The organism is Hydrogenophaga sp. SNF1 (genome assembly GCF_034421675.1).
Taxonomy (GTDB): domain Bacteria; phylum Pseudomonadota; class Gammaproteobacteria; order Burkholderiales; family Burkholderiaceae_C; genus Hydrogenophaga; species Hydrogenophaga borbori.
Window position 1 is genome coordinate 714,596 of the sequence record NZ_CP139793.1, and the last position, 26,315, is coordinate 740,910.

The 26,315-nt window shown below is 70.3% G+C and carries 30 protein-coding genes; 13 read left to right on the forward strand and 17 right to left on the reverse strand.

The window, feature by feature from the left end:
• Nucleotides 1-8: 8 nt before the first annotated feature.
• The 6 genes from SOM08_RS03455 to SOM08_RS03480 all read right to left on the reverse strand — a co-directional run bounded on the left by SOM08_RS03455 (nt 9) and on the right by SOM08_RS03480 (nt 4,034).
• A complete protein-coding gene (locus SOM08_RS03455; protein ID WP_116958784.1) occupies nt 9-353 on the reverse strand; it encodes an antibiotic biosynthesis monooxygenase family protein in 345 nt (114 codons plus the stop codon).
• Complete coding sequence (locus SOM08_RS03460; RefSeq protein WP_322470061.1) at nt 350-688, reverse strand: NIPSNAP family protein; 339 nt, start codon at nt 686-688, stop codon at nt 350-352. The genes SOM08_RS03455 and SOM08_RS03460 overlap by 4 nt, the downstream gene beginning before the upstream one ends.
• Before the next feature lie 83 nt (nt 689-771).
• Complete coding sequence (locus tag SOM08_RS03465; RefSeq protein ID WP_322470062.1) at nt 772-1,530, reverse strand: ABC transporter permease; 759 nt, start codon at nt 1,528-1,530, stop codon at nt 772-774.
• Nucleotides 1,527-2,264 carry an ABC transporter permease gene (locus SOM08_RS03470; protein WP_322470063.1) on the reverse strand — a complete coding sequence of 246 codons (738 nt, stop codon included), beginning with the start codon at nt 2,262-2,264 and terminating at the stop codon, nt 1,527-1,529. Before SOM08_RS03470 ends, SOM08_RS03465 begins: the two co-directional genes overlap by 4 nt.
• A 43-nt stretch (nt 2,265-2,307) precedes the next feature.
• Complete coding sequence (locus SOM08_RS03475; protein ID WP_116958788.1) at nt 2,308-3,099, reverse strand: ABC transporter ATP-binding protein; 792 nt, start codon at nt 3,097-3,099, stop codon at nt 2,308-2,310.
• Nucleotides 3,096-4,034, reverse strand: a complete 939-nt coding sequence (locus SOM08_RS03480) for an ABC transporter substrate-binding protein (RefSeq protein ID WP_116958789.1) — start codon at nt 4,032-4,034, stop codon at nt 3,096-3,098. Before SOM08_RS03480 ends, SOM08_RS03475 begins: the two co-directional genes overlap by 4 nt.
• Nucleotides 4,035-4,265: 231 nt before the next feature.
• Between SOM08_RS03480 and SOM08_RS03485 the strand changes: the two genes are divergently transcribed.
• On the forward strand, nt 4,266-4,715 hold the full coding sequence (locus SOM08_RS03485; protein ID WP_116958790.1) for an SRPBCC family protein: 450 nt from the start codon (nt 4,266-4,268) through the stop codon (nt 4,713-4,715).
• Between the two features lie 22 nt (nt 4,716-4,737).
• On the opposite strand, the gene SOM08_RS03490 is transcribed toward SOM08_RS03485, so the two are convergent.
• On the reverse strand, nt 4,738-5,508 hold the full coding sequence (locus SOM08_RS03490) for an SDR family NAD(P)-dependent oxidoreductase (RefSeq protein WP_322470064.1): 771 nt from the start codon (nt 5,506-5,508) through the stop codon (nt 4,738-4,740).
• 109 nt (nt 5,509-5,617) lie between these two features.
• Here SOM08_RS03490 and SOM08_RS03495 point away from each other — a divergent pair, with 109 nt between their 5' ends.
• Nucleotides 5,618-6,643 (forward strand): LysR family transcriptional regulator, encoded by a 1,026-nt coding sequence (locus SOM08_RS03495; protein WP_322470065.1) that lies wholly within the window; start codon nt 5,618-5,620, stop codon nt 6,641-6,643.
• On the opposite strand, the gene SOM08_RS03500 is transcribed toward SOM08_RS03495, so the two are convergent.
• From SOM08_RS03500 to SOM08_RS03520, 5 genes are read right to left on the reverse strand one after another with little or no spacing between them, the layout of a single operon-like run.
• Nucleotides 6,556-7,416: a shikimate dehydrogenase gene (locus SOM08_RS03500; RefSeq protein WP_322470066.1), complete on the reverse strand. Its 861-nt coding sequence runs from the start codon at nt 7,414-7,416 to the stop codon at nt 6,556-6,558. The genes SOM08_RS03495 and SOM08_RS03500 overlap by 88 nt on opposite strands.
• A 19-nt stretch (nt 7,417-7,435) precedes the next feature.
• Nucleotides 7,436-8,737 carry a TRAP transporter large permease gene (locus tag SOM08_RS03505; protein WP_322470067.1) on the reverse strand — a complete coding sequence of 434 codons (1,302 nt, stop codon included), beginning with the start codon at nt 8,735-8,737 and terminating at the stop codon, nt 7,436-7,438.
• Entirely contained in the window at nt 8,734-9,219 is a 486-nt protein-coding gene (locus SOM08_RS03510; RefSeq protein WP_322470068.1) for a TRAP transporter small permease, read from the reverse strand. Before SOM08_RS03510 ends, SOM08_RS03505 begins: the two co-directional genes overlap by 4 nt.
• Nucleotides 9,219-10,208, reverse strand: coding sequence for a TRAP transporter substrate-binding protein DctP (gene dctP / locus SOM08_RS03515; protein ID WP_322470069.1), 990 nt, complete (start codon nt 10,206-10,208; stop codon nt 9,219-9,221). The genes SOM08_RS03510 and dctP overlap by 1 nt, the downstream gene beginning before the upstream one ends.
• 45 nt (nt 10,209-10,253) lie before the next feature.
• A complete protein-coding gene (locus SOM08_RS03520; RefSeq protein WP_322470070.1) occupies nt 10,254-10,703 on the reverse strand; it encodes a type II 3-dehydroquinate dehydratase in 450 nt (149 codons plus the stop codon).
• Between the two features lie 154 nt (nt 10,704-10,857).
• Between SOM08_RS03520 and SOM08_RS03525 the strand changes: the two genes are divergently transcribed.
• Nucleotides 10,858-11,652 (forward strand): IclR family transcriptional regulator, encoded by a 795-nt coding sequence (locus SOM08_RS03525; protein WP_070401054.1) that lies wholly within the window; start codon nt 10,858-10,860, stop codon nt 11,650-11,652.
• A 74-nt stretch (nt 11,653-11,726) separates the two neighbouring features.
• The gene (locus SOM08_RS03530; RefSeq protein ID WP_116958804.1) at nt 11,727-12,446 is read left to right on the forward strand and encodes an MgtC/SapB family protein; all 720 of its coding nucleotides are present in this window, start codon (nt 11,727-11,729) and stop codon (nt 12,444-12,446) included.
• Nucleotides 12,447-12,449: 3 nt separating this feature from the next.
• Here the strand turns inward: SOM08_RS03530 and SOM08_RS03535 are convergent, their stop codons facing one another.
• Nucleotides 12,450-12,872, reverse strand: coding sequence for a VOC family protein (locus SOM08_RS03535; protein WP_116958805.1), 423 nt, complete (start codon nt 12,870-12,872; stop codon nt 12,450-12,452).
• Nucleotides 12,873-12,968: 96 nt separating this feature from the next.
• Between SOM08_RS03535 and SOM08_RS03540 the strand changes: the two genes are divergently transcribed.
• The 4 genes from SOM08_RS03540 to SOM08_RS03555 all read left to right on the forward strand — a co-directional run bounded on the left by SOM08_RS03540 (nt 12,969) and on the right by SOM08_RS03555 (nt 15,995).
• On the forward strand, nt 12,969-13,550 hold the full coding sequence (locus SOM08_RS03540; RefSeq protein WP_116958806.1) for a TetR/AcrR family transcriptional regulator: 582 nt from the start codon (nt 12,969-12,971) through the stop codon (nt 13,548-13,550).
• A gap of 126 nt (nt 13,551-13,676) precedes the next feature.
• Nucleotides 13,677-14,300 (forward strand): TetR/AcrR family transcriptional regulator, encoded by a 624-nt coding sequence (locus tag SOM08_RS03545; protein WP_116958807.1) that lies wholly within the window; start codon nt 13,677-13,679, stop codon nt 14,298-14,300.
• Complete coding sequence (locus SOM08_RS03550) at nt 14,297-14,464, forward strand: DUF1428 family protein (RefSeq protein WP_322470071.1); 168 nt, start codon at nt 14,297-14,299, stop codon at nt 14,462-14,464. The genes SOM08_RS03545 and SOM08_RS03550 overlap by 4 nt, the downstream gene beginning before the upstream one ends.
• Entirely contained in the window at nt 14,457-15,995 is a 1,539-nt protein-coding gene (locus tag SOM08_RS03555; RefSeq protein ID WP_116958808.1) for an MFS transporter, read from the forward strand. The genes SOM08_RS03550 and SOM08_RS03555 overlap by 8 nt, the downstream gene beginning before the upstream one ends.
• 144 nt (nt 15,996-16,139) lie before the next feature.
• Here the strand turns inward: SOM08_RS03555 and SOM08_RS03560 are convergent, their stop codons facing one another.
• The 4 genes from SOM08_RS03560 to SOM08_RS03575 all read right to left on the reverse strand — a co-directional run bounded on the left by SOM08_RS03560 (nt 16,140) and on the right by SOM08_RS03575 (nt 21,895).
• Nucleotides 16,140-19,292, reverse strand: coding sequence for an error-prone DNA polymerase (locus SOM08_RS03560; RefSeq protein ID WP_322470072.1), 3,153 nt, complete (start codon nt 19,290-19,292; stop codon nt 16,140-16,142).
• Nucleotides 19,289-20,623 carry a Y-family DNA polymerase gene (locus SOM08_RS03565; protein ID WP_116958810.1) on the reverse strand — a complete coding sequence of 445 codons (1,335 nt, stop codon included), beginning with the start codon at nt 20,621-20,623 and terminating at the stop codon, nt 19,289-19,291. Before SOM08_RS03565 ends, SOM08_RS03560 begins: the two co-directional genes overlap by 4 nt.
• On the reverse strand, nt 20,565-21,356 hold the full coding sequence (gene imuA / locus SOM08_RS03570) for a translesion DNA synthesis-associated protein ImuA (protein ID WP_322470073.1): 792 nt from the start codon (nt 21,354-21,356) through the stop codon (nt 20,565-20,567). The genes SOM08_RS03565 and imuA overlap by 59 nt, the downstream gene beginning before the upstream one ends.
• A gap of 107 nt (nt 21,357-21,463) precedes the next feature.
• The gene (locus tag SOM08_RS03575; RefSeq protein WP_116958812.1) at nt 21,464-21,895 is read right to left on the reverse strand and encodes a YciI family protein; all 432 of its coding nucleotides are present in this window, start codon (nt 21,893-21,895) and stop codon (nt 21,464-21,466) included.
• A gap of 202 nt (nt 21,896-22,097) precedes the next feature.
• Between SOM08_RS03575 and SOM08_RS03580 the strand changes: the two genes are divergently transcribed.
• The 5 genes from SOM08_RS03580 to SOM08_RS03600 are packed head-to-tail and all read left to right on the forward strand — an operon-like array spanning nt 22,098 to nt 26,307.
• Nucleotides 22,098-22,703, forward strand: a complete 606-nt coding sequence (locus SOM08_RS03580) for a TetR/AcrR family transcriptional regulator (RefSeq protein WP_116958813.1) — start codon at nt 22,098-22,100, stop codon at nt 22,701-22,703.
• A gap of 1 nt (nt 22,704) precedes the next feature.
• Nucleotides 22,705-23,106, forward strand: a complete 402-nt coding sequence (locus SOM08_RS03585) for a cobalamin B12-binding domain-containing protein (RefSeq protein WP_322470074.1) — start codon at nt 22,705-22,707, stop codon at nt 23,104-23,106.
• Nucleotides 23,103-24,785 (forward strand): acyl-CoA mutase large subunit family protein, encoded by a 1,683-nt coding sequence (locus SOM08_RS03590; protein WP_116958814.1) that lies wholly within the window; start codon nt 23,103-23,105, stop codon nt 24,783-24,785. The genes SOM08_RS03585 and SOM08_RS03590 overlap by 4 nt, the downstream gene beginning before the upstream one ends.
• Nucleotides 24,786-24,790: 5 nt before the next feature.
• The gene (gene meaB, locus SOM08_RS03595) at nt 24,791-25,984 is read left to right on the forward strand and encodes a methylmalonyl Co-A mutase-associated GTPase MeaB (protein WP_220377556.1); all 1,194 of its coding nucleotides are present in this window, start codon (nt 24,791-24,793) and stop codon (nt 25,982-25,984) included.
• Complete coding sequence (locus SOM08_RS03600; RefSeq protein WP_147326208.1) at nt 25,981-26,307, forward strand: hypothetical protein; 327 nt, start codon at nt 25,981-25,983, stop codon at nt 26,305-26,307. The genes meaB and SOM08_RS03600 overlap by 4 nt, the downstream gene beginning before the upstream one ends.
• Nucleotides 26,308-26,315 lie beyond the last annotated feature (8 nt).

The following is a 26,315-nucleotide window of genomic DNA, read 5'->3' on the forward strand; positions in this document are numbered from 1 at the left end:
GGGGGGCTTCAGTTCAGCGCGGCGCGTGAATCGGGCGGGGCCTGGTCGCGTTCGCGCAGGCCATAGTCCCGGACCACCTGGGCCACGCGGATGCGGTAATTCTGGAACACGCCGCCGCGCCCTTCCCGCTGGCCCTCGCGGTGGGCGCCCTGGCCACGCCAGGCGTGCACCGCGGCCTCGTCGCGCCAGAAGCTCAGCGAGAGGAACTTGCCTGGCTGGCTGAGGCTTTCGAAGCGCTCCACCGAGAGAAAGCCGTCGATGTGCGCGAGGTGCGGGCGCAGGTCCTGCGCGATCTGGAAATAGCGCTGCGCGCCGCCCTCGACCGGTTCGACCTCGAAGATCACCGCGATCACGGCTGCACCTGGCGTGGCTGCGCGAGGGTGCCCGGCACGCCGCTGAGCCAGCTGCGCTGCTCGCGCAGGATGAAGCGCTGCGTGCGCGCGCGCTCGAAGTTGGCGCGCCCGGCCTCGTCGGCGCGCAGCCGGGCGCGGTAGCGCTCGTAGGCGGCCAGGTCGTCGAAGCCGATCAGGCCCCAGGCGATGTCGTTCGTGCCTTCGCTGGGCACGAAGTAGCCGATGAGGTGGCCGCCGCAGCGCGGGATGATCTCGCCCCAGTGCTTGGCGTACTCGGCGAAGGCGGGGATCTGGAAGGGGTCGAGCTGGTAGCGGATGAAGCAGACGGTGTTCACGGGGCGTTCTCCTGAGTTGGGCCAGGGCCCCACTGTGGCGCGGATCGCGCGCGCCACGCTTCGGCGCGTGGCGAAGCGTGCGCTCAGGCCCGGCGCCCGCGCAGCAGCCCGCGTTCCGCCAGCACCAGCAGGGCATGGCCCGCCAGGCCGATCAGGCTCAGCAGCACCAGGCAGGCGAACAGCTCGCTTGCGCGGTAGGCGCGCGCGGCCAGCAGAATGGTCAGGCCCAGGCCGTCCTGGGTGGCCAGCATCTCGCCCAGCGTGCAGACGAGCAGCGACACCGTGAGCGACAGCCGCAGGCCGGCCAGGATGTCCGGCGCCGCGTGCGGCAGGCCCATCTTCCAGAGAAAGGCCGGGCGCGACAGCCGCAGGCAGCGCGCCACGTCGATCAGGCGCGGCTCGACGCTGGACACGCCATGCACCGTGGCCAGCAGGGTCGGCCAGATGGCGCCGAAAGCGATGACGGCCAGCACCATGGCCGGGGACAGGCCGTACAGCGCGATCGCCAGCGGCATCACCGCCGAGGCGGGCAGCGGCCGCAAGAACTCCAGCGTGGGCTGGACCCAGGGGCGCAGGGCGGACGAACTGGCGATGGCGGCCCCCAGCACGACACCCGCGGCGGCGGCCAGCAGCCAGCCGAGCAGCAAGCGCCCGATGGTGTTCAGGCTGGCGCTCAGCAGGTCGCCGCGCAGGCCCTCAACCAGGCTGAGCGCGGTGGCCTCGGGGGTGGGCAGGAAGGCCGGGCTGACCCAGCCGGCACGGCCGATGGCCCACCACAGCGCGAGCAGTGCAGTGAGCAGACCGAGCGACGCCGGCCAGTGGCTGGGCTGGGGTTGTTTCATGGCACGGTCGCGCCGAGGCGGCGGTTCAGCGCGCGCTGCAGGCGCAGCATGCCGGTGTTGATCAGCACGCCGATGGCGCCGATCCACATCAGCCAGCCGATCATCATGGCCGGCTCCAGGCTTTGCTGGGCCAGCAGCATGGCGAAGCCCATGCCCTGGGGATTGCCGGCGATCTCGATGGTGAGGGCAATGACCAGGGCGAAGCCCGTGCCCATGCGCACGGCCGTGAGCAGGCGCGGCGCGATGGCCGGCAGCACGATGAGGCGCAGGCGCCGCGCCGTGGACAGGCCCAGCAGCGGGCCCAGCTCAAGCAGCTGGGGATCGACCTGCCGCACCGCGCTCTGCACCAGCAAGACCTGGGGCCAGAACGTGCTGAAGGCCACCAGGCTCACTTCCAGGTTGGTGCCGAAGCCGAACAGCAGCAGCATCAGTGGCAGCAGCGCCACCGACGGCAGCGGCCGCAGCAGTTCGATGCTCAGAAAGCCGGCGCGCGAGGCGCGCGGCGACAGGCCCAGCCCGATGCCGACCAGCGTGCCCAGGCCGGCGCCGATCAGCAGGCCCAGCGCGGCGGCGCCGAGCGTGAAACCGGTGGCGGGCCACAGCGATCCGTCCAGGGCCGCGCGCAGCAGCGCGCGCAGCGCGGCGCTGGGCGGCGCCAGCTGTTCGCTGCCCAGGGCGGCCGCGCGCCGGGCGAGTGCTTCGAACAGGCCCAGCAGCAGCAGGGGAAGGGCCATGGCGCGCACAGCGCGCCATGGCCCGGGTGCGCGGCCACGCGCTTCAGTCATGGCCCCGTTCGACGTGGTCGAACAACTCGCGGCGCAGGCGCAGAAAGTCGGGGCCTTCGCGGGTGCTGAGCTGGTGGCGCGGGCGCGCGATGGGCACCTCGATCGCGTGCGCCAGGCTGGGCCGCCCGGGCCCGGGGTGGGCGCGCATGGCGATCACGCGGTCGCCGAGGTAGATGGCCTCTTCGAGGTCGTGCGTGACGAACAGGACGGTGAGGCCGTGCTCGCGCGCCAGGCGGGCCAGTTCGTCCTGCAGGCCCTGGCGCGTGAGCGCATCCAGTGCGCCGAAGGGCTCGTCCAGCAGCATGAGCCGGGGCCGCTGCGCCAGGCAGCGCGCGATCTGCGCGCGCTGCTGCATGCCGCCCGACAGCTGCACCGGGAAGCGCTGGCCGTGGTCTTGCAGGCCCACCTTGCGCAGGGCGTCGGCGATGCGGGCGGGCCATTCGCCGCGCGGCACACCGGCGGCCTCCAGCGCCAGGCCCACATTGCCTTCCACCGTGCGCCAGGGCAGCAGGGCGCGGCCGTAGTCCTGGAACACCAGGGCCATTTCGCGCCAGGGGGCGGTGATCGGACGGCCCTCGCAGCGCACCTCGCCTTCGGCCGGGCGCAGCAGGCCGCTGGCCGCGCGCAGCAGCGTGGTCTTGCCGCAGCCACTGGGGCCCACGATGCAGACGAACTCGCCGCGCGCGATGTCCAGCCGTTGAATGGAGACGATGTCCTGTCCGCCAAGGCGGATGGCCACCCGGTCGAAGCGGAGGAAAGTGTCGGACGGGGCAGCGGGGTTCACTTGGCGATCAGGCGCTGAACGTCCGGGTTGGTCTTCAGCATGTCCTGGTCCTTCATCAGCTCGACCCAGTAGGCGAGCTGGTCCGGGGTCAGCGTGGCCTTGGGCCGGGTGATCGGCACCTTGGCCAGCACCTCGGCGGGCAGCTTGAGAAACTGCTTCAGGGCCGCCCGCACGCGCGGTTCGTTGGCCGGCTGCCGCACGAACCGGGCGCCCTCCTGCACCGCTTCGCGGAAAGCGCGCACGGCCTCGGGGTGGCCTTGCACCCAGTCGCGCCGCGCCACGTGCAGCACGGTGGGCCGGTTCTCGGGCAGGAAGGTGGTGTAGTAGGAGACGACCTTGGCGAGCCCGCTGTCGACGAGGCGGGTCAGGAAGGGTTCGGCCGTCACCGTCGCGTCGAGGGAGCCGCCGCGCAGCAGATCGGCCTGCAGGATGAAGGGCACCTCGATGAACTGAACCCGCCGGTGGTCCACCCCCTGCTGCTTGAGCCAGGCGCGAAAGGTGATGTGCAGGAAGGCGTTGAGGCCCGGGACGCCGATCCTGCGGCCCACGCAGTCCGCGGCGGTGACGATGCCCGCGCCCGGGCGGGCGACCAGGCCGGTGTTGACGATGTCCTTGGCGGTGACGCCGCCGCCCGCGACCGCCACCAGGTCCAGGCCGCCTTCCACGGCCTGCAGGAAGCCGGAGGGGGTGGGGCCGCCGATCTGCAGCGCGTCCGCCTGCAGCGCCGCCGGAATCGTGGAGTTGACGGGAATGAAGCGGAGCTCGATGTCGAGCTTGCGCTGGCGGAAGAAGCCCTCGGTGGCGGCGACGAAGACCGAGGCGAAATCCGTGACGGCGCTGTAGCCGAACTGAATGGGCGAGGCCGCCTGGGCCAGACGGGGAAGGCCCAGGCTGGCCGCAGCGGCCAGCAGCAGGGGGCGTCTTGAGAGTGGCATGCGATGGCTCCTGCAGACGTTGACGGCATCCGCCACCCATGGGTGGGTGCCGGGGGGCGCTCCCTGTCTTGTCGGGCCTGGGATCGCGGTGCTGATCGCTGTTGATCCGATCAGCGGTTGTCGATGTCCGGGCCTCTCCTTCGTCGAGACAATGCCAGGACCATGGGTCTTGGGTGGTGTGTCGGCCGAGTGGCCGTCATGATTTGGTTGCTTGTCTTAAAGGAGTCTTACATGCCCACCGGAACCGTCCGCCTCCACCGCGTCCTCAAGGCCCCGCCGCAACGGGTCTTCCGTGCCTTCACCGAACCCGCCGCCATGTGCCGCTGGCTGCCGCCCTACGGTTTCACCGCTGCGGTGCAGCAAATGGACGCTCGACTGGGCGGCAAGCACCGCATGTCCTTCACCAATTTCGGCACCGGCCAATCGCACAGCTTCGGTGGCGAGTACCTGGAGTTCGTGCCGGGCGAGCGCCTGCGCTACACCGACAGCTTCGACGACCCGAACCTGCCCGGCACCATGACGGTGAGCGTCACCCTCAAGGCCGTGGTCTGCGGCACCGAGCTCCAGGTGGTGCAGGAGGGCATTCCCGAGGCGATTCCCGCCGAGATGTGCTACCTGGGCTGGCAGGAGTCGCTGGAACAGCTGGCCAAACTGGTGGAGCCCGAGATCCCCAGTGAGTGAGGCCCCGCGCCCGGGTGCCGGTTCAAAGAAGCATGCCGCCCGAGACTTCGATGCGCTGGGCGTTGATCCACCGGTTCTGCGGCAGCAGCAGCGTGGAAATCGCGTCGCCGATGTCGTCGGCCTGGCCCACGCGGCCCAGCGCGGTCTGCGCGGCGATGAACTGGTTGAGGTCCGCGTTGTCGCGCACCGCGCCGCCGCCGAAGTCGGTCTCGATGGCGCCCGGCGCCACCACGTTCACCGCGATGCCGCGTGGCCCGAGTTCTTTCGCCAGGTAGCGCGTCAGCACCTCGACGCCGCCCTTCATGGCGGCGTAGGCCGCGTGGCCCGGCAACGCAAAGCGCGCCAGCCCGCTGGAGAGGTTGACGATGCGCCCGCCGTCGGCGATCAGGGGCAGCAGCGCCTGCGTCAGGAAGAAGCTGCCCTTGAGGTGGATGTTCATCAGCTCGTCGAACTGCGCCTCGGTGGTCTCGGCGAAGGGCGCGTGGATGCCGATGCCGGCGTTGTTCACCAGGTAGTCGAAGCGCTCGCGCCCCCAGACGCTGGTCAGCTGCTCGCGCACCGCCCGCGCGAAGGCGGGAAAGCCGCGGCTGTCGCCCACGTCCAGCGGCAGCGCCACAGCGCGCGCGCCCAGGCGCTTGATCTCGGCGAGAACGGCCTTCGCCTCATCGGCGCGGCTGCGGTAGGTTAGGACCACGTCAACCCCGCGCGCGGCGAGCTTGAGCGCGGTGTTGCGGCCCAGGCCGCGGCTGCCGCCGGTGATCACGGCAATGGGGTTCGGGATCGGTGTGTTCATGGTGGGCTCCTGAGGACAAGGGGGACGCGGCCAGTCTATTGATCAGATTGATTTGGATAAACTGAGTGAATCCGTTCAATCTGTTCGGAATTCCAGAACAAATAAGCCCGTGAACACCCTGGACGCCATGAAGATCTACGCCCGCGTGGCCGAGCTGGGCAGCTTCACTCAGGCGGCCGCAGGCCTGGGCTTGCCCAAGGCCAGCGTGTCCTCCGCTGTACAGCGGCTCGAGGCGATGCTGGGCACGCGGTTGCTGCAACGGACCACGCGGCGCGTGACGGTCACGCAGGACGGCCAGCTGTTTCTCGAGCGTTGCCGCGACCTGCTGGACGACGTGGAGGACCTGCGCACCCTGTTCCAGCCCGAAGGCGCCGTGCTGCGGGGCCGCCTGCGCGTGGACATGCCGCTGGGCGTGGCGCGCCAGATGGTGTTGCCGCGCTTGCCCGAGTTCCTGGCCGCGCACCCGGGGCTCGAGCTGGAGCTGAGCAGCACCGATCGCCGCGTGGACTTGGTGCGCGAAGGCTTCGACTGCGTGCTGCGCGTCGGGCCGCCCGGGGATTCCAGTCTGGTGGCGCGCCCCCTCGGCGGCTGCGAGCTGGTCAATGTGGCGAGCGCGGCCTATGTGCGCGCGCACGGCAAGCCCACGCGGCTGGAACAACTCGCGGCGCACCGGCTGGTGCACTACGTGGGCTCGCTGGGCGCGCGCTCGCCGGGTTTCGAGTACCTCGACGCCGGCGGTCAGGCGCGCCGCGTCGCCATGGCGGGCGCGCTCACCGTGGACAACTCCGAGGCCTACATGGGTGCCTGCCTCGCGGGCCTGGGCATCGTGCAGGTGCCGCGCTGGGGCGTGGCCGAGCGCCTGCGCGCCGGCGAGCTGGTGGAACTGCTGCCGCGCCACCGGCCCGCGCCACTGCCGGTGAACCTGCTGTACGCGCACCGGCGGCACCTGCCGCGGCGCGTTCAGGTGTTCATGCAGTGGATCGCCGGAGTGGTGGGGCCGCTGGCGGTGCCTCAGCGCGTTCCGCTCGCGCGCGGTGGCGGCGTCGCTCAGGGGGCGGCGGGTGGCCTGTCGAGCGCCGCAAGCTCACGCAGGCGCCCGGGCGTGGCCACGGGAAGACCGAAGAATTCGAGGTAGGCGGGGATTTGCTCGAACAGCATGTCGGTGCCCACCTGCACGCGGCAGCCGCGCGCCTGGGCGGCCGACAGGAAGGCCGTGACGCGTTCGCGCATCACCACCTCACCGACCAGACTGCGCGGCTCCAGGCGGTCCACGTCCAGGGGCAGCGGGTCGCCCGGCTCCATGCCCAGCGGCGTGGCGTTGACCACGAGGTCGAACCCCGCCGGATCGCGTGCGCCGGTGCGCACCTCCAGCGCGGGGTAGGCCGCCAACAGGCGTTCGCGCAGGGCCGCGCTGGCCGCGCCGTTGGTGTCGAACAGCGCCAGGCGGGTTGCGCCCGCCGCCGCGAGTGACGCGGCAATGGCCGAGCCCACACCTCCACTGCCCACCACCAGCGCGCTCGCGCCGCTCAGCACCAGGCCCTTGCCCTGCACGCCGCGCACGAAGCCCTCCCCGTCGAACATGTCGCCGATCAGGCGGCCGTCGGCCGTTCGCTTGACGGCGTTGCAGGCGCCGGCCACCCGCGCGGTGCGCGACACCTCGTCGAGCAGCGCCACCACGCCCCGCTTGTGCGGCATGGTGATCAGCGCACCCAGCACATTGGGTGCCGCCATCAGCGGCGGCAGCAAGGTCTCCAGCGCACCGGCGGGGCAATCGAGGGGCACGACCACGGCGTTGGTGCCGCTGGCCGCGAACCAGGGGTTGTAGATCAGCGGCGCCCTGAAGCTGTGCGTGGGATGGCCCAGGTGGGCGATCACCCGGGTGTGGCCGTCGATGCGGGGCGTGTCCATGCCGCGGCGTCCCCGGACATCAACCCGTGTAGCCCGCCAGGCGCGGCAGGAAGAGCACGAAGTCGGGCCAGAAGGTGGTGATGGCCAGCGCGATCATCATCACGCCCAGGAAGGGCAGGGTGGCGCGCACCAGCGCCCCCAGCGAAACGTCGGCGATCTTCGTCATCATGAACAACAGCAGGCCATACGGCGGCGTGACCAGGCCGATCATGATGTTGAGCACGGCCACCACGCCGAAGTGCACCGGGTCCACGCCCAGCGCCACCGCCGTGGGCAGCAACACCGGCAGGATCACCAGGATGATGGTCGAGCCTTCGAGGAAGGCGCCCAGCACCAGCAGCAACAGGTTGGCGAGCAGCAGGAAGGTGAAGGGCGAAAGCTCCAGACCGCGCATCATCGCGCTCAGCGAGGCGGGGATGTTCTCCGAGGTGATGACGAAGTTGAACACCGTGGCGCCCGCGATGAGGATGCCGATGGAGACGCTGGTGCGCGCGCTCTGCTGCAGCGACTGGTAGACGTCGCGCAGGCCCAGGCTGCGGTAGTAGAAGGCCGAGATGAGCAGGGCGTAGGCGGCGGCCACGCCGGCGGCTTCGGTGGGCGTGGTGATGCCGCTGTAGAGGCAACCCAGCAGCAGCACGGGCATCATCAGCGCGGGCAGGGCTTCGCGTGTGATGCCCGGCAGCTCGCGCATCGGCACCGGGTCTTCCACCGGGAAGCGGTGGCGCTTGGCCAGGTAGTGGATCAGCGCCATCTGCACCGCACCCAACAAGAGCCCGGGCAGCACGCCGGCCAGGAAGAGGTAGCCGATGGAGGTGCCCGAGACCAGCGCGTACAACACCAGCGGAATCGACGGCGGCAGGATGGGCCCGATGACCGCCGAGACGGCGGTGAGCGCGGCCGCGAAGGCGGGCGGGTAGCGGCCATCGCGCGTCATCATGGCCTGCATCAGCTTGCCCGAGCCGGCGGCGTCGGCCAGGGCCGAGCCCGACATGCTGGCGAACACCACGCTCTGCAGCACGTTGACCTGGGCCAGGCCGCCGGGAAAGCGGCCCACCAGCGCGTTGCACCAGCGCAGCAGCCGATCGAGCACGCTGCCCGAGCTCATGAAGCTGGCGGCCAGGATGAACAGCGGAATGGCCAGCAGCAGGTAGCTGGAGTAGGTGCTGTTGAGCAGCTGCTCGGCCGCGCTGCCCATGTCCATGCCCTTGAGCCATAGGTACAGGATGGACGCGCCGATCATGGCCTGGCCGATCGGCACGCCCATCAGACTCAGCAGGACGATGGCCGCCACGGCCAATGAGAACGGACTCGTCGGATTCACAGGGAACCTATGTGCGTGGAGTCGGCCGACGAGCGTCCGCGCAGGGCGTTCACGATCAGCCACAGGTGGCGCGCGATGACGGCGGCGGCGAACACGAGGTAGATCGAGTACAGCCAGTCGAAGCGGATCTTCATGTACGAGCTGCTCTCCACCTTCATGAAGCTCACGTAGTCCCAGGTGGCGGGCATGGCCAGTGCGAACAGCGCGACGGTGGCGATGGAGCCGATGGAGGCCAGCACGCGTTGCCCGCGCGGGCCGAACAGCGCCTTGAGGAGGTCGATGCGAATCTCCTCCTCGTCGCGCAGCACGAAGGCGGCGCCCCACAGGATCAGCCAGAGCCAGGCGACGAGCGAAATCTCGGCCGTCCAGCCCACCGGCAGATCGAACAGGTAGCGCAGCGCGATCTGCAGGATGAAGGCGAGGAAGATCACGCCGAGAAGGAGGGCGGCCACGGCCTCGGCCGCCCGCGCGAGCAGGCGCATCACTTGATCGCGGCGATCTTGTCGATGATCCCCGGGGCCCAGGCCTTCGCTTCGTCGGAGGCCAGGTAGATCTTCTGCGCGTGCTCGCGGAACGCGTTGATGTTGGGCACGTACACGTCCAGCCCCTGGCGCTTGAAGCCCTCGGCCAGCTCCGCCTCGCGCTTGACGTGCTCGTTGGCGCTCCAGGTGATGGCCTTGTCGACCGCCGCCTGGAAGGCTTTCTGCTTGTCCGCCGCCATGGCCTGCCAGGCCTTGAGATTCATGGTGAGCAGGTCGAAGGCCACCAGGTGCGAGGTCAGCACGATCTGGCCCATGACCTCGTAGAACTTCATGTTCTGCACATTGGGCAGCGGGTTGTCCTGGCCGTCCACGGTGCCGGTCTGCAGGCCGGTGTAGGTCTCGGCGTAGGCCAGCGGCGTGGGGTTGGCGCCGAGCGATCGGCCCAGCAGCTGCCAAGCGTCGCCCGCGGGCATGCGCAGCTTCACGCCGGCCAGGTCGGCCGGCACATTGACCTTCTTCTTGCCTCGCAGGCCCACATGGCGCGTGCCGAAGAAGGTGGGGCCCAGGATCTTCACCTTGAGCTGGTCCTCCACCTGCTTCTTCATCTGCGCGCCCAGTTCACTGGCGAAGAAGGCGTTGAGGTGGTTGGCGTCGCGGAACAGGTAGGCCGAGGTCAGAACCGACCAGGCCGGCACCTGCTTGGAGATGTCCTGCGGCGCGATGTTGCCCATCTCCAGGTTGTCGCGCTGCAGGGCCACCAGCTCGGTGCCCTGGCGAAACAGCGTGGAGTTGAGGTGGGCTTCGATGCTGTGATCGGGCGCGATGTCGGCGCCCAGGCGCTTGATCATCTCGGCGCGGATGTCGGTGTCCGAGAACACCGCGGCGAAACGCAGCTTGGTCTGGGCGCGGGCCCGCCCGGGCAGCAGCGCCCCGGCGGCCAGGCCGGCGCCGGCGCAGAGGAGGGAGCGACGATCGATGGTGCGGTTCATGGTGCTTGTCTCCAGGGAATGGCGGTTGTTGTGAAGGAAAGCGCGTCAGGTGGTGGTCTCGCGCAGCCGCTGCGCGACCGCGTGCAGCGCGAGCTCGTAGCCCATGGGCCCCAGCCCGCAGATCACGCCGGTGCTGGCCAGCGAGGTGAGCGAGTCTCTGTACGGCGCCTCGCGGCGGTGGATGTTGGTGAGGTGGACCTCGATCACGGGCTGCTCGAGCATCTTGAGCGCGTCCAGCAGCGGAATGGAGCGGAAGGACAAGCCGGCCGGGTTGATGATCACGGCCGCCCCCTCGGCGCGCGCTTCCTGAACCCAGTCCACGAGCACGCCCTCGTGGTTGGACTGGCGGAACGCGCAGCGCAGGCCGAGTTCGGCGGACAAGGCCAGGCATCGGTCCTGCACCTGGGCCAGGGTGGTGTGGCCGTAGAGGTGCGGCTCGCGCACGCCCAGCAGGTTCAGGTTGGGGCCGTTGAGGATGTGGACGGTGGCGGTCATGGTGGGGCGGGAATGCGGCGGCGGGCTTGGCCGGAAAGGGCGCCTGGCCTACAGTCGTCTCCTGTTGTCGCTTGGCGGTGAGGCGATTTTTGTGCCGCCACAGGAAACACTTTCCAGGCTGGAAACAGCTTCCGCATCACAAAACTCTCGAGACATGAACCTTGCCCTGGACCGCGGCCTCTCGCTGCTCGAGCACCTGTCGCGCCACCCCGACGGCCTGCCCCTGGCCCTCATGGCCGAGGAGCTGGACATTCCGCTGAGCGCCTGCCACCGCCTGCTGGCCGATCTGCAGCAGCGCGGCTATGTGCGCCAGAAGCGCAAGCAGGGCGACTACCAGCTCACCACCAAGGTGGTCTCCATTGGCCTGGGCTACCTCAGCCACGGCGGCATCGTCGATATCGCCGGGCCCTTGCTGGAGCGGCTGGCGCAGCAGTCGGGCGAGCTGGTGCGCCTGTCCCTGGTGGACGACGACCGCCTGACCTTCGTGGCCAAGGCCCAGGGCGTGCGCCAGCAAGGCGTGCGGTACGACCCCGACATGGGCGCGGACGTGTGGCTGTCTTGCTCGGCCTCGGGCCATGCCTGGCTGCACACGCTCAGCGACGAGCGAGCGCTGGAGCTGGTGACGCGACAGGGCTTCGGGCAACCCAAGGACTACGGCCCCAAGGCGCCGACCACGGTCAAGGCGATGCTGGGCTTCCTGCACGCGGCCCGCGTGCGGGGCTACGCCATGATCGACGAGGTGTTCGCGCCTGGCATGAGCGCGATGGCAGCGCCAGTGATGCGTCGCCACGAGGCCATTGGCGTCATCAGCATCGCGGGGCCGCGCACGCGCCTGGGCGTGGCGCGCATGCAGGAACTGGCGCCCTCGCTGCTGGCCGCGGCCGCCGAGTTGGGGCCGATCAGCAACGCGTCCAGCCTCTTCGGGCGACCCCCCCTGGGCAAAGGGTGAGCCCGCTGCGCTAAGGGATTTCACGCCGCGGAGCAAGGCGGGCCTCGGCGTAGCATGGGGCAGGAGGAACCGCGATGGACCCGTTGAACCTGCCCGATCCCGAGACCCTGGCGCTCTACAAGGAAATCGCGCGGCACCTGCTCTTTGCCATGGTGGCCGGCGGCCTGATCGGCCTGGAGCGCAGTTTCCATGGCCGGCCCGCGGGCTTTCGCACCCACACCCTGGTGTGCCTGGCCTCCAGCCTGCTGATGCTGGTGACGCTGTACCAGGGAGTCTGGTTCGAGCAGAACAGCAAGGGCAACGTGACCATGGACCCCACGCGCATGGCGCAGGGCATCATGACCGGCATCGGTTTCCTGGGCGCGGGCGTGATCTTCAAGGAGGGCCTCACGGTGCGCGGCCTCACCACCGCGGCGTCCATCTGGATCACCGCCTCCATCGGCGTGCTCATGGGCATCGGCTTTTACTTCCCGGCGGTGCTCGCCACGGTGTTGACGCTGGCGACATTGGTGCTGCTGCACCGCGTCGAACGCGTGGTGCCGACGCATATCTACGCCCAGCTCATGGTGCGCTTTGACCGCCTCAAGGCCATGCCCGAAGCCGACCTGCGCCAGCTGCTCAAGGCGCACGGCTTCACCATCGCCAACCTGAGTTATCGGCTGGAAGAGGGCGATGCCTTCGAGTACCGCATGATGCTGCGCACCAGGCGGGCGAAGAACCTGGGGGCGCTGGCGCGCACCCTGGGCACGCAGAAGGTGGTGGAGCAGTTCCGCCTTTCGCCCACCGGCGACTGAGCCTCAGACCCTGTAGCGGTCCCAGAAGCCGGTCTGCGGCTCGATCTGCTCGACCACGTCCACCCACAGGCCCGAGGGGTCGCGAAAGCCGAAGCGGCGCTGGCCGAAGGCCTCGTCGCGCAAGGACAGGCCTGCCACACCGCCGCGCGCCAGGAAATCCGCGTGCGCGGCGGCCGCGTCGGCCACCTGCAATTCGAAGCACAGCCCCTGGCCGCCGAAGGGTTCGGGCCCGGGCGGGGCCGAGGGGTGGTCGGGCGCCATGAAGGCCAGCGAGGCGCTGCCGTCGTCGGCGCACAGCCACACGAACCAGCTGCTGGCGAAGCCGCATTGCCAGCCCAGGCGCTGCTCCCAGAAGGCTTGGCAGGCGCGAATGTCCGGCGTCACGACGATGGGGTAGCGATCCTGGTAGCGGGAAGTTTGGGTCACGGCAATCTCCTAAAAATAGACAGTCAGTCGGTTTGTTCAATGTAAAATACCGACAGACTGTCTGTCAATGATCGGGAAGATCAAAAAGGAGCACGCATGAAGAACGCCGAACGCGCCAGCGCCACCCGCGCGCGCCTCATCGCCGTGGCGCGCCGCATGTTTGGCGAACAGGGGTATGCCGGCACCGCCACCGAAGCGGTGCTGCAGGAGGCCGGCGTGGCGCGCGGCGCGATGTACCACCACTTCGCCGACAAGGCCGCGCTGTTCGAGGCGGTGTGCCTGGCGGTGTGCGAGGACATCGTGCCTGCCGTGGAGCGGGCGGCCGACGCGCGGCGCGACCCGCTGGACGCCCTGGTGCAGGGCTCCATCCGCTGGATCGAGAAGACCTCGGAGCCCGAGGCGCGCCGCATCCTCATGATCGACGCGCCCACGGTGCTGGGCTGGGCCCGCTGGCAGGCGCTGGACGACCGCCTGAGCCAGGCCTCGCTCGCCGAGGGCATGCAGGCCGCGATCGCGGCTGGGGCGATCCGCCTCGACTGCCGCCTGGAGCTCGCGGTGGCCATGATGAATGGCGCGCTCAATGCGCTGGCGCTGCGCGTGAACGCGCCGCAGGCGCCGGTGCCGCCGCGCGAATGGCGGCGAGCGGTGCGCGCCCTGTGGGCCGCGCACGCGGTGTGACGGACCGCCATGCGCGCTGTGCGCGGCAGGTTCGCCGTTTGCCGGATGCCCCGGCCCGCCGCTTGACGAACATACCAACTGGTCGGTAGTCTGCGATCCCTTCCCGTCAGCCCCCCGGAAATTGCCATGGCCACTCCCGCGCCCAGCTCCCGCGACCGACTGCTCGAAGCGGCCATGACCCTGGTTCGCACCAAGGGCTACGCCGCCACCACGGTGGACGAGCTGTGCGCTGCCACGGCCCTCACCAAGGGCGCGTTCTTCCACCACTTCAAGACCAAGGAAGACGTGTTCGCCGCCGCCGCGCAGCGCTTCGGCGAAGAGGCCGACGAGCTGTTTCGCCACGCCGGCTACATGGACAGGGCCGACCCCCTGCAGCGCCTGCTGGGCTACGTCGATTTCCGTATCGAGCTGCTGCAGGGCGAGATCGCCGAGATCACCTGCGTGCTCGGCACCCTGGTGCAGGAGGTGCACATCACGCACCCCGTCCTGCGCGAGGTCTGCGACCGCCACATCGGGGTGCACGTGGACATGCTCACCGAGCTGATCGCGGCCGCCAAGCGCCAGCACGTGCCGCGCGCGCGCTGGAGCGCCGAGGCCCTGGGGCTGTACATCCAGGCCGTGGTCCAGGGCTCGCTGCTGCTGGTCAAGTCCCGGCAGTCGATCGAGCCCGCGGTTGAGTGCCTGCGCGTGCTGCGCCGCCACCTCGAACTGCAATTCCTTCCCAGACCCACCCAGGAGACAGTGAAATGAGCTACGTCGATGGATTCATGGCCCCTGTTCCCACCGCCAACCGCGAGGCCTACCTGAAACACTGCAAAGACGCCGCGGCGGTCTGCAAGGAGTACGGCGCCACGCGCGTCGTCGAGACCTGGGGTTTGATCTATGGGGGCTTCAAGGTGATTCTCGATGTCTGAACACACTTCATCCGCGCCGGCCGAGGCCACCAGCCGCGAATGGCTGGGGTTGGCGGTGATCGCGCTGCCCTGCATGGTCTATGCCATGGACATGACCGTGCTCAATCTCGCGCTGCCCGTGCTCAGCGCCGAACTGCGGCCCAGCGCCGCGCAACTGCTGTGGATGGTCGACATCTACAGTTTCCTGGTGGCGGGCTTCCTCATCACCATGGGCAACCTGGGCGACCGCATCGGTCGGCGCAAGCTGCTGCTGATCGGTGCCGCCGCCTTTGGCCTGGCCTCGCTGATCGCCGCCTATTCGACCAGCGCCGAGATGCTGATCGCCATGCGCGCCCTGCTGGGCGTGGCCGGCGCCACGCTCGCGCCGTCCACCATGTCGCTGATCCGGAACATGTTCCACGACGAGGCGCAGCGCCGTTTCGCCATCGGGGTGTGGATCGCGAGCTTCTCCATGGGCGCGGCCATCGGCCCGCTGGTGGGCGGCGCGCTGCTGCAGTGGTTCCACTGGGGCTCGGTCTTTCTGGTGGCGGTGCCGGTGATGGTGCTGCTGCTGGTGCTGGGTCCGCTGCTGCTGCCCGAGTTCCGCGACCCCGAGGCCGGCCCGCTCGATCTGGCGAGCGCCTTGCTGTCCTTGGCCGCGGTGCTGGCGGCGGTCTACGGCATCAAGACCATCGCCACCGACGGCCTGGTGGCGGCCGGGCTGCTGCCACTGCTGGCGGGCGTGGCCCTGGGCTGGGTGTTCGTGCGCCGCCAGTCGCGACTGGCGCACCCGCTGCTCGACATCGCGCTGTTCCGCCAGCCGCGCTTCGCCGCCGCGCTGTCGGCCTACGCGCTGTCCTGCCTGGCCATGTTTGGCATCTACATCTTCATCACGCAGTACCTGCAGGTGGTGCGCGCGCTCGACCCGCTGAGCGCGGGCCTGGTGACCTTGCCCTGGGCGCTGGCCTTCGTGGTCGGTTCGCTGGGCGCGCCGCGCCTGGCGGGTTGGTTCGCACCGGTGCGCATCCTCGTCGGCGGCCAGGTGGCGGCGGTGATCGGCTTCCTGATGCTGCTGATGGTGGACACCGGCACGGGCCTGCCCTGGCTGGTGGCGGGCACGGTGATCATGAGCCTGGGCATGGCGCCGGTGTTCACGCTGGGCAACGAGATCATCATCACCTCGGCCCCGCCCGAGCGCGCGGGCGCGGCCTCGGCGCTGTCGGAGACCGCATCCGAGCTGAGTGGCGCGCTGGGCGTGGCCTTGCTGGGCAGCCTGGGCGTGGCCTGGTACCAGGCGCGCGTGGGCGCGGCGATGCCGGCGGCCTTGCCCGCCCCGGCCGCCGACGCGGCGCGCGACACGCTGGCGGGCGCGCTGCACGCGGCCAAGGCGCTGGGCGGATCGGACGGTCCGCTGTTCGCCGCGCTGGCGCGCGGCGCCTTCGTGGAGTCGCTGCACCTGGTCACGCTGGCCGGCGCGGCGGTGATCGCCTTGGCTTGCCTGACGACGGCGCTGCTGCTGATGCGGCGCTCGGCGGTGGCGGCGCCGGGCTGAGGCGCGGCGCTCAGGCGGGGCGCGGGAACAAGCAATCGTGCGGCGTGTCGCCGAGGGCATACGCGCCGTCAGGGCCTTGGGTGGACGGGGCGTTCATGAGAAGAAGGGGGACGGCGTCAACAAACACGAGGTCCCGAAAGCGAATCAGTGGAAATCCCGGCTTTCGGTCGCCAGCCGACCGAGCAACGGGGTGAGGTCTTCCAACCGTCCCGCGATCAGGTTGCACAGCGGGCCCTCGCGCTGCCACACGCCGTGCACTGCGAGCAGCCGCGCGTGCAGCAGTTCGGCGCGCTGGCGCTCGCGCACATGGCGCCAGACGATCACCTGCACCGCGCCGGTCTCGTCCTCCAGGGAAACGAAGATGGTGCCGTTGGCCGTCTGCGGCTGCTGGCGCACGGTGACGATGCCGCAGGCGCGCGCGAAGCGTTTGTCGGGCAAGGCCTTGAGTTCCTCGGCCGTCATCAGGCGCCGCGCGCTCAGCTGCGGCCGCAGCAAGGCCAACGGGTGGCGGCGCAGCGTCAGGCGCGTGGCCGCGTAGTCCCAGACGATGGCCTCGCCCTCGGGCGCGGGCGGCAGTTCGATGGGCGCCTCGTGCACGGGGGCCTGGCGCAGCAGCGCGGGCGGCGCGCGCAGGGCCGCCGCGTCCCACATCTGCAGGCGCCGGTGGCCGGACAGGCCGATCAGCGCGTCGGCCGCGGCCAGGGCCTGCAGCTCGCGCTGGTCCAGGCCCGCGCGCCGCGCGAGGTCTTCGGCGTCCTGGAAAGGCGCGTCGCGGCGCGCGGCGGCGATGCGGTCCGCCGCCGCGCGCGACAGGCCGCCCACGCGGTTCAGGCCCAGGCGCACCGCGGGTTCGCGCGGCAGGTCTTCCAGCGTGCAGTCCCGGTCGCTGTGGCACACGTCCACCGGGCGCACCACCACGCCATGGCGCTGCGCGTCCTGCACCAGCTGGCTGGGCGTGTAGAAGCCCAGCGGTTGGCTGTTGAGCATCGCGACCAGGAAGGCGGCCGGGTGGTGGCATTTGATCCAGCAGGAGGCGTAGACCAGCAGCGCGAAGCTCGCGGCGTGGCTCTCGGGAAAGCCGTAGTCCGAGAAGCCGTGGATCTGCTGGTAGATGCACTCGGCGAATTCGGCCGAGTAGCCGTTGCCGGTCATGCCTTTGACGATCTTCTCGTGGTACTTGTGCAGGCCACCCTTGCGCTTCCACGCGGCCATGGCGCGGCGCAGCTCGTCGGCTTCGCCGGGTGTGAAGCCGGCGGCGATGATGGCCAGCTGCATGACCTGCTCCTGGAACACGGGCACGCCCAGGGTGCGCTCGAGCGCGGGTTTGAGTTCGTCTTTCTCGAAGTTCACCGGCTCTTTCCCCTGCCGCCGGTTCAGGTAGGGGTGCACCATGCCGCCCTGGATGGGGCCGGGCCGCACGATCGCGACCTCAATCACCAGGTCGTAGAAGGTGCGGGGCCGCAGGCGCGGCAGCATGCTCTGCTGCGCGCGCGATTCGATCTGGAACACGCCGATGGTGTCGGCCTCGCAGATCATGTCGTAGGTGGGATCGTCGCCGTCGGGGATGTCCTGCAGCTCGAAGGGGCGGCCGCGTTGCTGGCCGATGGAGACCAGGGCCTTGCGCAGCGCAGTGAGCATGCCCAGCGCGAGCACGTCCACCTTGAGCAGACCCAGGGCGTCGAGGTCGTCCTTGTCCCACTCGATCACGGTGCGGCCTTCCATGGCCGCGTTCTCCACCGGCACCAGGCGCGTGAGCGGGTCCTGCGTGAGCACGAAGCCGCCCACGTGCTGCGAGAGGTGGCGCGGAAAGCCCGTGAACACGTCGCTGGCCTTGTCCTCCTGTTGGCCGATGGCCTCGCCCGTGAGCACGCCGACCAGGTCGATGAGCTGGCGCACGGCCAGGTCGTCGGGCCGCAGTCCCACGGCCAGCAGGCGTTCGGCCGACGGCGTTCGGCCGTCGAACCACTGCTGCTCCTTGGCCAGGCGGTCGATGACCTCGGCGTCGAAACCCAGGGCCTTGCCCACGTCGCGGATGGCGCTGCGCCGGTGATAGGTGATGACGGTGGCGGTGAGCGCGGCGCGCTCGCGGCCGTACTTTCGGTAGAGGTACTGGATCACCTCCTCGCGCCGTTCGTGCTCGAAGTCGATGTCGATGTCGGGCGGCTCGTTGCGCTCCTTGCTGAGGAAGCGTTCGAACAGCACGGTCTGGCGCTGCGGATCGACCTCGGTCACGCCCAGGCAGTAGCAGACCACCGAGTTGGCCGCGCTGCCGCGGCCCTGGCACAGGATCTTTTCCCCGCGCGCGAAGCGCACGATGTCGGCCACGGTGAGGAAGTAATGCTCGTAGCGCAGCTCGGCGATGAGCGCGAGTTCGTGTTCGATCTGCGCGCACACCTTGTCGGGTGTGCCCGCGGGCCAGCGCCGCGCCGCGCCCCGTTCCGTGAGTTCGCGCAGGTAGGACGCGGGCGTTCGCCCTCGGGGCACCACCTCGGCCGGGTACTGGTAGCGCAACTCGTCGAGCGAGAAGGCGCAACGCTCGGCCACGCGCAAGGTCTCGGCCAGCAGATCGGCCGGGTAGGTGGTGGACAGGCGCAGCCGCGAGCGCAGGTGGCGCTCGGCGTTGGGCTGCAGTTGCCGGCCGCAGTCGTTGAGCGGGCGGCCCAGACGCGTGGCGCTGAGCACGTCCTGCAGGGCCTGGCGCGAGCGCCGGTGCATCAGCACGTCGCCCGTGGCCACGAGCGGGATGGCGCTGAGTTCGCCGGTTTCGCGCAGGCGCGCGAGCCAGGCCTCGTCGTCGAGCTGGCGCAGCAGCGTGACCGCGAACCAGCAGCGCCCGCTGAAGCCGGTGAGCAGCCAGCGCGCGAGTTCGATCAGGCGCGGCAGCGGCGTGCCGCGCTCGGGCGCGGCGAGCACCAGGCAATCGGCCAGCGCCGTGGGGTCGATGTCGGCCAGGCGAAGGCGGTATTCGCCTTTGGTCGGGCTGGCGCGGCGCAGCCGCGAGATCAGCTCGCACAGGTTCCCATAGCCGTTGCGGTTCTGCGCCAGCGCGACCAGTGTGAAGGGCGCGTCGTCCACGCGGAACTGCGCGCCGATGATCAGTGGCAGGCCGCGCGCCTTGGCCTCCACATGCGCGCGCACCACGCCGGCCATGGAGCATTCGTCGGCGATGGCCAGCGCGGCATAGCCCAGTTGCGCCGCGCGCCGCACCAGTTCCTTGGGGTGGCTGGCGCCGCGCAGAAAGGTGAAGTTGCTGAGGCAGTGCAGCTCGGCGTAGGCGGGCAGGGCGGGCGTGTTCATGCAAACACCCCATGCAGGTACCAGGCGCCGCCTTCGTCGGCCAGGCGTTCCTGGAACACCCAGAGCACGCCCGCCCGAGCGTCGAACGCGACGAAGTAGTCGCGCTGCGCGTGGCGGTGCTGGACGCCGCCGGGCGCGCGGTCCCACCAGCCGCCTTCCACGCGGTGCGGCCCGGCGATGAGTTGCAGCGTCTCGCGGTACACGGGCCGGTGATCGCGCACCGGCAGTCGCAAGGGCTGGGGCAGCACCCAGCTCGGCTGCGGCGTTCGGTCGGCGGCGCAGGGCGCGGGACGGGCACGCGGCAGGGGTTCGCCCACAGGCTGCCAGCGCTGCATGTGCTCGAGCCGGTGGTCGTCCAGCGGCACGGGCCGCAGCACGCGCGCCGCGCCCAGCCGCGCCGCGAGGCGCTCCAGGGCGTCGTCCAGCGCGGCGTCGCTCGCGCCGTCGTCGGGCAGGAGCGAGGCGCTGGGCGGCGCCAGCGGCTGCGTGTCCAGGGCCTCCAGTTCCAGCTCACCCACCGGGGCCAGCAGTTCGGTGCGCGCCAGGTGCTCGGCGAGCAGGCGCGTCAGGTGCTCGACGCGGCGCGTGGGCGTGCGCGTGCGCAACACCAGTTCGCCGCCTTCGCCCGCGGCGCGCGCGCGCAGGGCGTCGTGCGCCCAGCGCAGCGCGAAGGCCGTGACGCCGCGGTGCCGCGCGCTCAGCCAGCCACCCAGACGCAGCAGCAGACGGTGCGCGCCATACATGAGCGAAGGCGCGTCTTCCACGCGCGACATCAGTTCCAGCCGCGCGCGAAAGGTCTCGGGGGGCGCGAGCCAGCCGTGTGTCTCGGGGCGTTGGCCATGGGCCTGGTCCAGCGCCTCCAGCAGCGCGGCGTCGAAGCGCCGGCCCAGGCCCGCGCGCGGCAGGCGGCGCAGGTCGCCCAGCGTGCGGCAGCCCAGGCGCGCGAGCGTGCCGCGGTGCGGGGCCACGGCACCGAGCGTGTCCATCGGCAAGCGATCCAGGGCGTGCGCCAGCGGCACACCGGGGTCGATGCCCTCGACACCCGCGCGCGCGAAGGCCAGCGCGGCCAGGCCGGTGGGGGCCCAGCCGATGCGGTGGATGCCGAACTCGGCCGCGGCCGCCTCGCGCACGCGCTCGCGCAGCGCCGCCTGGCCGCCGAACAGGCGTTGGCTGGCCTCCAGCTCCATGAGCGTGGCGCCCTCGACCTGTGCCACCCGCGGCGTGAATTGCAAGGCCCAGGTGCCCAGTTCGGCGAGGCGCCGTCCTGGCGCTTCAGGCGCGCTGCCGCTGTCGCCGCTCGCTTCGGGAAGGATCAGTGCGGCCCACCACATCGGCGGCCTCCTCGCTTTCAGGGGTCCATCGGCCCAGCGCGCGCAGGCGCGGCGTGATCACGGCGTCCAGCGTGCCCGGCACCGAGGGCAGGCGCAATTCGCTGTCGTGCGGCGGGCCGCGGCGCTTGAACAGGCGCACGCGCAGGGCCCAGTCGGGGCTGTGCTGCACCAGCAGGCGCAGCGGCGCGGGCGAGGCCTGGTGCCGCGCGGCCCGCGGGCGGAACAGCAGCACCAGGCCGTCGTTGCCTTGCGCGCTCACTTGCAGACGGCGCAAGGCCTCGGGGCTGGCCTGCGGCAGCCAGGCCAGCAGCGCACCGCAGGCGTTGGCGCGGATGAGTTGCTCGCTCGCCCACAGGCGCTCGGCCTCGCTGTCGGCTTGTACCCAGATCAGCTGGCGCGCCGGCAGTCCCAGCTGCTGCAGCCCCGGCCCATGCGGCACCCAGGGCGGCCCCACCAGGGCCAGGCGGCGCCCCGCGCTGGCCAGGCGCGGCAGGCAGGGCGCGAGCAGGCGCCACTCATGGGCGCCGGCGCGGGCCTGCAAGACCTCGGTGAGCGCGCGGCAGGGCCAGCCGCCGCCGGGCAGCTCGCGGTCCAGCGCGTCCCAGCCCGAGGGGTGCACGCGCGCCAGCGGCGCGCCGATCTCATGGCCGCGCCAGAGGGCGTCGGCCACGCGGCGCGGCCAGGGCGCCGCGGACGGGGGGAGGGCCGAAGGCTCGGCCGAGGGGGAGGGCATGGCATCCAGATACTGTATTTATGTACAGTATCACATGTGATGCTTGCCTGAAGAATTCAAGCGATGAACCGAAGGCTGGTGCCCCCTCAATAAGGAAACCCGCTGTCTCAGCGCTTGTGCTGCGCGCTCAGCTGTTCGCGCAGCCGCTCCTCCTGTTCACGCAGCTCGGGCGTGAAGGCCTCGCCGAAGTCCTCGGCCTCGAAGACGCGGCGGATTTCGATCTCCGAGTCGCTGCGCATGGGGTTGGGGCAGCGCTTGACCCAGTCGATGGCTTCCTGCAGCGAGGCGCACTGCCAGATCCAGAAGCCGGCGACGAGCTCCTTGGTCTCGGCGAAGGGGCCGTCGATCACGCTGCGCTGCTGGCCCGAGAAGCGCACGCGCGCGCCCTGCGAACTCGGGTGCAGGCCTTCGCCCGAGACCATCACGCCGGCCTTCACCAGTTCTTCGTTGAAGCGGCCCATCTCGGCCAGCTCCTGTTCGGTGGGCATCACGCCCGCTTCGCTGTCGGCCGTGGCCTTGACCATCACGATGAATCGCATGGGGTTCTCCTGTGTGTGTTGAGTGATCGCAATAGGGCATTGCATCACCACGACGGCCCAGCCCACGCGGCATCGACACCCCGGCCGGTGGCGCGGCCCACAAGCCGATGAACGGCGGATCCAAGAAAACCCTGGGTGGGTGCCGGTTGACACCGGCCAAATCTGGAATCACACTTAAACCTAACGAACGATTGCTTTTTATATGCCGGCCGCCACCAAGACCTCCCGGGGTCCACGCTCCGACAACCGCCTGCCCGATCTGCTCGACGCAGCCGCGCGGTTGTTCGCGCTGCATGGCTACGCGGGCACGTCCATGCGCGACATCGCGGTGGAGGCCAAGATGCTCGCGGGCTCGGTCTACTACCACTTCCCTTCGAAGGACGAGCTGCTGCTGGCCGTGTACGCCGCCGGCGTGCAGGCGCTGGAAACCGCTTCCGCCGCCGCCGTGGCGCGCGAGGCCGATCCCTGGCAGCGGCTCGAGGCCCTGTGCCGCGCCCACCTGGAGACCGTGCTGCGCGACAGCGACTACGCGCAGGTGCTGATCCGCGTGCTGCCCGACGACATTCCCCGCATCGCCGATCGCCTGCGCGATCTGCGCGGCAACCACGAGCGCTACTTCCGCGAAGCCATTGCTGGCCTGCCGCTGGCGCCCGGCATCGACCGCCGCTCGATGCGACTGATGCTCATGGGCGCCCTGAACTGGGCGCCTTTCTGGTTCGACCCCCAAGGACGCGATACCCCACGCGCCCTGGCGCGGAAATTCGTGGGGCTGGTCAAGGAGAAGCAGGATGTTGAAGCGTCCGCCTAGGGTGATCGTCACCAAGATCGGATTTGATGGCCACGACCGTGGCAGCCGCGTGATCGCGGCCTGCCTGCGCGACGCGGGCATGGAAGTGATCTACACGCCGCCGTGGCAGGAAATTCCCACCGTGGTGAAGCTGGCGTTGGAAGAGGACGCCGACGTGATCGGCATCTCCTCGCTGGCCACCGATCACCTCATCGTGCCCCAGCTCATGGCCGCGCTGCGCGAGGCCGGCCTGGGCGACGTGCAGGTGATCGTCGGTGGCATCGTGCCGCACAAGGACGAAGGTGTGTTGCTCGAGAGCGGCGTGGCGCGGGTGTTCCACCCGGGCACCTCGCTGGACGAAGTGGTCGAGCACGTGAAGGCGCTCACGACCAAGCGCCGCGAACTGCAAGGAGCGCAAGCATGAACGCCGTCGACAAGCACCTGCACGCCGCGTCCGTGCCCGAAGGCGAACAGCGCTGGGCCGATGAGTTCGCCAAGGCGGTGCCGGGCGATGCCACCGTGCACAACCGCTCGGGCATCCCGGTCAAGCCGCTGTACACGCCCAGCGACCGGCGCGCCGAGTCCTACGCGGAGAGTCTGGGCTATCCGGGCCAGTACCCATTCACGCGCGGCATCTATTCCACCATGTACCGGGGCCGCAGCTGGTCGCAGCGCCAGCTCATCGGCCTGGGCGTGCCCGAGGACTACAACGTCCGCGTCAAGGAGATCCTGGGCCTGGGCGCCTCGGCGCTGTCGCTGATTCCCTGCAACTCGGTGTTTCGCGGCTACGACGCCGACGAGGTGCCGGCCGAGTTGCTCGGCACCTGTGGCACCGTGGTCAACAACGCCGACGACATGCAGGTCGCGCTCGATGGTGTGCCCATCGACAGCATCTCCACCGCGATGAACGACCCCTCGCCGTTCACCCTGCTGGCCTTCGAGCTCGCGGTGGCGCGACGCCGCGGCATTCCGTGGACGCGCATCACCGGCACCTCCAATCAGAGCGACTGCATCTCGCACTTCGTGGCCAACCACATGTTCTTCCGCCTCGCGCTGCAGGGCGCGCGCCGGGTCATCGTGGACCACATCCGCTTCTGCAACGCGCAGGTGCCCCACTGGAACCCGCTGTCCATCGTCGGCCAGCACATGCAGCAGGCGGGCGCCACGCCCGCCGAAGCCATGGCCTTCACGCTGTGCTCGGGCATCCAGTACGCCGAGGACTGCATCGCCGCCGGCATGGACCCGGACCAGTTCCTGCCGCGCTTCACCTTCTTCTTCGACATCTCGATCAGCTTCTTCGAGGAAGTGGCCAAATTCCGCGCCGGCCGCCGCGTCTGGGCGCGCCTGTGCCGCGAGCGCTTCGGCGCCAAGGACCCGCGCTCCTGGCGCTTCAAGTTCCACGGCCAGACCTCGGGCGTGGACCTCACGCGCCAGCAGCCGCTCAACAACATCGCGCGCGTCACCACGCAGGCCATGGCGGGCATCTTCGGTGGCCTTCAGTCGCTGCACACCGACGCCTACGACGAGGTGTTGTCCACGCCCAAGACCGAGGCCGCGCGCATCGCCGTGGCCACGCAGAACATCCTGCGCGAGGAGGCCCACCTCACCGACGTGATCGACCCGCTGGGTGGCTCGTACTACATCGAGTCGCTCACCGACCAGATGGAGGAGCGCATCAACGCCATCATCGACATGATCGACGGCGCCGGTGGCATGTATCAGGCGGTCGAGAAGGGCATCGTGCAGCAGATGATCGGCGAGTCCGCGCTGGCTTTCCAGAAGCGGGTCGACACGGGCGAGCAGACCATCGTGGGCGTCAACGCCTACCAGGTGGAGGAAGACCCGGCCACCTACCCCTCGCTCGAGTACCCGGCGCCCGAGCGCATGCGTGCCTACGTGGAACGCCTCGGCGCCTACAAGAAGAACCGCTCGAATGCCGAGGTCGACAAGGCCATCGCCGCGCTCGCGCGCTCGGCCAACGACCGCGAGCAGAACGTGTTCGAGCACGTGGTCCGGGCGGCCGAGGCCGGCGCCACCCACGGCGAGATCTGCGGCACGCTGCGCAAGGAACTCGGCTTCGGTCAACCCTTGACGATGGTGTGATCGCCTTGATCAATACCCTCAGCGAACGCATCGCCTGCGGCGATCGCCTGACCCTCGCGCGGGCCATCAGCAGCCTGGAAAGCAACGACGAGCGCGCGCACGACGTGCGCCAGGCGGTGGCTGGGCGCACCGGCCGCGCGCATGTCATCGGCGTCACCGGGCCACCGGGCGCGGGCAAGTCCACGCTGGTGTCCGCGCTCATCGTGGGCCTGCGCCAGCGCGGTCGCACCGTGGCCGTGGTGGCGGTCGATCCGTCCAGCCCCTTCACCGGCGGCGCCGTGCTCGGCGACCGCATCCGCATGGGCGAGCGCCAGTCCGACGAGGGCGTCTTCATCCGTTCGCTCGCCTCGCGCGGCCACCTGGGTGGCCTGGCCGCCGCGGCCGGCGACGTGATCGACGTCTTCGACGCCGCTGGCTTCGACGTGGTGATCGTCGAGACGGTGGGCGCGGGCCAGTCCGAGGTGGAGATCACGCGCTACGCCGACACGCGGGTCGTGGCCTGCCCGCCGGGCCTGGGCGACGACGTGCAGGCCATCAAGGCCGGCGTTCTTGAAATCGCCGACATCTTTGTCGTCACCAAGGCCGACCTGCCCGACGCGCGCCGCACCGAGTCCGACCTGAACGCCATGATCGGCCTGCGCCGCCACGCCGAATGGACGCCGGTGGTGAAGAAGGTGTCCGCGCCGTCCGGCGAGGGCATGGACGCGCTGGTGGAATGGCTGGAGCAGCGACCGCAGCGCGGCCTGCGCCACGCCCCCGGTGGCGCGCAACAGGCCCGGGCCCTGGTCACGCGCTGCCTGGGCGCCGATGGCTTCGGCCAGGCCATGGGCATGCAGCTGCTGTACGCCGCGCCCGGTGAAGTGAAGCTGCGCATGCGCGTGCAGCGCATGCACATCAACTTCAACAAGCGGTGCCATGGTGGCGCGATCTTCTCGCTCGGCGACATGGCGCTCGGCCTGGCTTGCAACACGTACGGCAGCATTGCCACGCTGGTCGACTCCCAGATGAGCATCTCCACCGCGGTGGAAGAGGGCGAGTGGCTGATCGCGCACGCCACCGAGGTGGCGCGCTCGCGAAAGATCGGCACTTACCAGGTGCGGGTTTCGCGCGCGCGCGACGACGCGCACGTCGCGCTGCTCAATGGCGTGGTGTACGTGATCGACAAGCCGGTCGAGGTGGCCGGGGACGGACCGGCATGAGACCGTCGCCGCCTTCGCCGCCCGCGCGTGGCGGGCGCCAGCAGTTGCGCTCGCTCAAGCGCCAGGTCCGCCGCGGCGCCGCGCCCGGTGCCTCGCCCGTGCAACGCGAGCAGAGCCAGCGCATCGCGCTCGCCTTGCTGGAACGCAGCATGCGCTTCGGTCACGGCCGCCTGGCCGTGCAGCGCCTGTGCGAGGCCGTGAGCCTGGGGGTGCCGCTGGGCCTCGAGCACTGGTCCTACGGCGAAGGCGTGGTGGCGGGCTCCAGCGACCGCCAGCTCAAGGACCGCTTCCTGGCCGCGCGCCAACAACACGTGCCTCTCTGAGAAAGCCT

Excerpts from the sequence above, each read along its gene's own strand:
- SOM08_RS03465 (WP_322470062.1), bottom strand. The coding sequence starts at position 1,530 with ATGAAACAACCCCAGCCCAGCCACTGGCCGGCGTCGCTCGGTCTGCTC.
- SOM08_RS03470 (WP_322470063.1), bottom strand. The coding sequence starts at position 2,264 with ATGGCCCTTCCCCTGCTGCTGCTGGGCCTGTTCGAAGCACTCGCCCGG.
- SOM08_RS03480 (WP_116958789.1), bottom strand. The coding sequence starts at position 4,034 with ATGCCACTCTCAAGACGCCCCCTGCTGCTGGCCGCTGCGGCCAGCCTG.
- SOM08_RS03485 (WP_116958790.1), top strand. The coding sequence starts at position 4,266 with ATGCCCACCGGAACCGTCCGCCTCCACCGCGTCCTCAAGGCCCCGCCG.
- SOM08_RS03490 (WP_322470064.1), bottom strand. The coding sequence starts at position 5,508 with ATGAACACACCGATCCCGAACCCCATTGCCGTGATCACCGGCGGCAGC.
- SOM08_RS03500 (WP_322470066.1), bottom strand. The coding sequence starts at position 7,416 with ATGGACACGCCCCGCATCGACGGCCACACCCGGGTGATCGCCCACCTG.
- SOM08_RS03510 (WP_322470068.1), bottom strand. The coding sequence starts at position 9,219 with ATGCGCCTGCTCGCGCGGGCGGCCGAGGCCGTGGCCGCCCTCCTTCTC.
- dctP (WP_322470069.1), bottom strand. The coding sequence starts at position 10,208 with ATGAACCGCACCATCGATCGTCGCTCCCTCCTCTGCGCCGGCGCCGGC.
- SOM08_RS03520 (WP_322470070.1), bottom strand. The coding sequence starts at position 10,703 with ATGACCGCCACCGTCCACATCCTCAACGGCCCCAACCTGAACCTGCTG.
- SOM08_RS03525 (WP_070401054.1), top strand. The coding sequence starts at position 10,858 with ATGAACCTTGCCCTGGACCGCGGCCTCTCGCTGCTCGAGCACCTGTCG.
- SOM08_RS03530 (WP_116958804.1), top strand. The coding sequence starts at position 11,727 with ATGGACCCGTTGAACCTGCCCGATCCCGAGACCCTGGCGCTCTACAAG.
- SOM08_RS03540 (WP_116958806.1), top strand. The coding sequence starts at position 12,969 with ATGAAGAACGCCGAACGCGCCAGCGCCACCCGCGCGCGCCTCATCGCC.
- SOM08_RS03545 (WP_116958807.1), top strand. The coding sequence starts at position 13,677 with ATGGCCACTCCCGCGCCCAGCTCCCGCGACCGACTGCTCGAAGCGGCC.
- SOM08_RS03550 (WP_322470071.1), top strand. The coding sequence starts at position 14,297 with ATGAGCTACGTCGATGGATTCATGGCCCCTGTTCCCACCGCCAACCGC.
- SOM08_RS03555 (WP_116958808.1), top strand. The coding sequence starts at position 14,457 with ATGTCTGAACACACTTCATCCGCGCCGGCCGAGGCCACCAGCCGCGAA.
- SOM08_RS03560 (WP_322470072.1), bottom strand. The coding sequence starts at position 19,292 with ATGAACACGCCCGCCCTGCCCGCCTACGCCGAGCTGCACTGCCTCAGC.
- SOM08_RS03565 (WP_116958810.1), bottom strand. The coding sequence starts at position 20,623 with ATGTGGTGGGCCGCACTGATCCTTCCCGAAGCGAGCGGCGACAGCGGC.
- imuA (WP_322470073.1), bottom strand. The coding sequence starts at position 21,356 with ATGCCCTCCCCCTCGGCCGAGCCTTCGGCCCTCCCCCCGTCCGCGGCG.
- SOM08_RS03575 (WP_116958812.1), bottom strand. The coding sequence starts at position 21,895 with ATGCGATTCATCGTGATGGTCAAGGCCACGGCCGACAGCGAAGCGGGC.
- SOM08_RS03580 (WP_116958813.1), top strand. The coding sequence starts at position 22,098 with ATGCCGGCCGCCACCAAGACCTCCCGGGGTCCACGCTCCGACAACCGC.
- SOM08_RS03590 (WP_116958814.1), top strand. The coding sequence starts at position 23,103 with ATGAACGCCGTCGACAAGCACCTGCACGCCGCGTCCGTGCCCGAAGGC.
- SOM08_RS03600 (WP_147326208.1), top strand. The coding sequence starts at position 25,981 with ATGAGACCGTCGCCGCCTTCGCCGCCCGCGCGTGGCGGGCGCCAGCAG.